The sequence below is a fragment of the Ramlibacter sp. genome (assembly GCF_035706265.1).
GTDB lineage: Bacteria > Pseudomonadota > Gammaproteobacteria > Burkholderiales > Burkholderiaceae_C > Ramlibacter.
In genome coordinates this window covers 1-3,112 of sequence record NZ_DASSVG010000355.1, presented here as the reverse complement: position 1 = coordinate 3,112, position 3,112 = coordinate 1, and the positions used below count along the sequence as shown (strand labels likewise).

Sequence of the window (3,112 nt, the reverse complement as noted above, 5' to 3'; positions counted from 1 at the left end):
CCGGCCACGAGGCCCGCATGCCCCAGGTGCCGCGCCCCGAGGCCGTGCCGCGCGCCGTGCGTCGCGGCGTGGAATGGCTCAACCGCTATGAGATGCGCTTCGTCGAGGGCCCGATCCCGCCGCAGTGGGACGGCAGCGTGCGCGACGAGAGCCTCAGCCGCCTGTGGGTGCGCGACGATCCGCCGCGGCCGCTCGATCACGCATCGCTCACCGCCATCGCCGATGTGTTCTTCCCGCGCGTGTGGCTGCGGAGGGCCCAACCGACCCCGATAGGCACCGTGAGCATGACGGTCTACTATCACGCCGATGCAGCGCAGCTCGCGGCCGCCGGCAGCGGCCACCTGCTGCTGCAGGCGCAGGGCCAGGGCTTCGGCGGCGGCTATTTCGACCACGGCGGCCAGCTGTGGGACGAAGCCGGCGCCCTGCTGGCCACCACGCACCAGGTCGTCTACTACAAGGAGTGAGCCGCATGGCTGCAGACAGCGCCCGTCCCGTGGCCCTGGTCGTCGGCGCGGGGGACGCCACCGGCGGCGCCATCGCCCGGCGCTTCGCCCGCGGCGGCTACGCGGTCTGCACCACCCGGCGCGAGCTTGCGAAGCTGCAGCCGCTGCTGGAACGCATCCGCGCCGAGGGCGGCGAGGCGCACGGCTTCGGCTCCGACGCCCGCAAGGAGGACGAGGTGGCGGCGCTCTATTCGGACATCGAGGCCCGCATCGGCCCGATCGAGGTGATGGTCTTCAACATCGGCGCCAACGTGCGCGCCCCGGTCGCCGAAGAGACCGCGCGCCGCTACTTCAAGGTCTGGGAGATGGCCTGCTTCGCGGGCTTCCTCAACGGCCGCGAGGCGGCGCGCTGCATGGCCCCGCGCGGCAAGGGCACGATCCTGTTCACCGGTGCCACGGCTTCGCTGCGCGGCTCCGCCGGCTTCGCCGCCTTTGCCGGCGCCAAGCACGCGCTGCGGGCGCTGGCGCAGAGCATGGCGCGCGAGCTCGGCCCGCGCGGCATCCACGTCGGGCACGTCGTGATCGACGGGGCGATCGACACCGAGTTCATCCGCGAGAGCTTTCCCGAGCGTTACGCCCTGAAAGACCAGGACGGCATCCTGAACCCCGAGCACATCGCGGAGAACTACTGGATGCTCCATAGGCAGCCGCGCGACGCCTGGACCCACGAGCTGGACCTGCGCCCGTGGATGGAGAAATTCTGAGAGGAGACCTGCCATGACGAAAGCAGTGGAGTTCTACTTCGATGTCGGCAGCCCCGCCGCGTATCTCGCCTGGACGCAGCTGCCGAAGATCGTGCAGGAGGCGCACAGCGAGATCGAGTACCGGCCGATGCTGCTGGGCGGCGTGTTCCAGGCCACCGGCAACCGCTCGCCGATGGAAGTGCCGGCCAAGGGCCAGTACATGCAGGACGACCTGCAGCGCTTCGCCCGCCGCTACGGCGTGCCGTTCCGCCACAATCCGCATTTCCCGATCAACACGCTGGCGCTGATGCGCATGGTGCTGGGCCTGCAGCTGCGCGAGCCCGAGCGCATGGTGCCCTTCGTCGACGCGGTGCTGCGTGCGATCTGGGTCGACGGCGCCAACTTGAACGATCCGTCCGTGGTCACCAGGGTGCTGCAGCAGGCCGGCTTCGAGCCGGAGAAGCTGCTGGCGCTGGCCAACGACCCGGCGATCAAGGACGACCTGAAGGCCGCCACGCAGGAAGCCGTGGCGCGCGGCGTGTTCGGCGCGCCGACCTTCTTCGTCGGTGGCGAGATGTTCTGGGGCCAGGACCGGCTCGATTTCGTGAAAGAAGCCTTGCAATGACAACCACCATCGAAGAAGTGCGGGTGCATGCCGAAGGCGGCGTGACGACGCTCACCCTGAACCGCCTGGAGCGCAAGAACTCGCTTACCGGTGCGATGTACGGCGCGCTCGCCGATGCGCTCGCGCAGGCGCGCGAGGACGCATCGACGCGCGTGGTGCTGGTGCAGGGGCACGAGACCGTGTTCTGCGCCGGCAACGACATCGGCGACTTCCTGCACCAGCCGCCCGCGGGCGCGGATTCGCCCGTGTTCCGCTTCCTGCAAGGCATCGCCACCTTTCCCAAGCCGCTGCTGGCGGCCGTGTGCGGCCCCGCGGTGGGCGTCGGCACCACCATGCTGTTCCACTGCGACCTGGTCTATGCCGGCGACAACGCGGCGTTCTCCATGCCCTTCGTGAACCTGGGCCTGTGCCCCGAGGCGGCGTCGAGCCTGCTCGCGCCGCAGCTGCTCGGCTACCACCGCGCGGCCGAGGCCCTGCTGCTCGGCGAGCCCTTCATGGCCGAAGCGGCGCTGGAGGTGGGCCTCGTCAACCGCGTGCTGCCGCCCACCGAAGCCAATGCCTACGCGCAGGCGCAGGCCCGCAAGCTGGCCGCCAAGCCGCTGGCTTCGCTGGTCGAGACCAAGCGGCTGATGAAGCGCGCGCAGCAGCAGCCGGTGTTGCAGCAGATGGCCGACGAAGGCGAGACCTTCCGCCGCCTGCTGGTGGCGCCGGCCGCCAAGGAGGCCTTCACGGCCTTCATGGAAAAGCGCAAGCCCGATTTCTCGCGGCTTTGATGGCCTGCACCCCGCCGGAGGACCCATGGACCTGAAAGGCAAGACCCTCTTCATCACCGGCGCCTCGCGCGGCATCGGGCTGGCCATCGCCAAGCGCGCCGCCGCCGACGGCGCCAACATCGTCATCGCGGCCAAGACCGCGGAGCCCAATCCCAAGCTGCCCGGCACGATCTACAGCGCCGCCGAGGAGATCCGGGCCGCCGGCGGCCAGCCGCTGCCGCTGCAGGTGGACATCCGCGACGAGGCCCAGGTGCTCGAGGCGGTGGAGCGTGCCGTGGTCAGCTTCGGCGGCATCGACATCCTGGTCAACAACGCCAGCGCGATCAGCCTCACCGACACCGAGCACACGCCGATGAAGCGCTACGACCTGATGAACGGGATCAACGCGCGCGGCACCTACCTCTGCACCCAGGCCTGCCTGCCCGAGCTGAAGAAATCCGCCGCTGCGGGGCGCAACGCGCACGTGCTCAACATGTCGCCGCCGCTGTCGATGAAGACGCACTGGTTCGCGCCGCACACGGCCTACAC

General features: G+C 70.0%; 5 protein-coding genes. All 5 read left to right on the top strand.

Features of this window, described 5'->3' with window-relative positions:
• The coding region (locus VFM98_RS13005; protein ID WP_414709023.1) for an acyl-CoA thioesterase at nucleotides 1-464 on the top strand (464 nt) is incomplete at its 5' end.
• A gap of 5 nt (nucleotides 465-469) precedes the next feature.
• The gene (locus VFM98_RS13000) at nucleotides 470-1,207 is read left to right on the top strand and encodes an SDR family oxidoreductase (RefSeq protein WP_325110344.1); all 738 of its coding nucleotides are present in this window, start codon (nucleotides 470-472) and stop codon (nucleotides 1,205-1,207) included.
• A gap of 13 nt (nucleotides 1,208-1,220) precedes the next feature.
• Nucleotides 1,221-1,811: a 2-hydroxychromene-2-carboxylate isomerase gene (locus VFM98_RS12995; protein WP_325110343.1), complete on the top strand. Its 591-nt coding sequence runs from the start codon at nucleotides 1,221-1,223 to the stop codon at nucleotides 1,809-1,811.
• Nucleotides 1,808-2,584, top strand: a complete 777-nt coding sequence (locus VFM98_RS12990) for an enoyl-CoA hydratase (protein ID WP_325110342.1) — start codon at nucleotides 1,808-1,810, stop codon at nucleotides 2,582-2,584. The genes VFM98_RS12995 and VFM98_RS12990 overlap by 4 nt, the downstream gene beginning before the upstream one ends.
• A gap of 25 nt (nucleotides 2,585-2,609) precedes the next feature.
• Nucleotides 2,610-3,112, top strand: a 503-nt coding sequence (locus tag VFM98_RS12985) for an SDR family oxidoreductase (RefSeq protein ID WP_325110341.1), incomplete at its 3' end; no start/stop codon positions are given.

Excerpts from the sequence above, each read along its gene's own strand:
- VFM98_RS13000 (WP_325110344.1), top strand. The coding sequence starts at position 470 with ATGGCTGCAGACAGCGCCCGTCCCGTGGCCCTGGTCGTCGGCGCGGGG.
- VFM98_RS12995 (WP_325110343.1), top strand. The coding sequence starts at position 1,221 with ATGACGAAAGCAGTGGAGTTCTACTTCGATGTCGGCAGCCCCGCCGCG.
- VFM98_RS12990 (WP_325110342.1), top strand. The coding sequence starts at position 1,808 with ATGACAACCACCATCGAAGAAGTGCGGGTGCATGCCGAAGGCGGCGTG.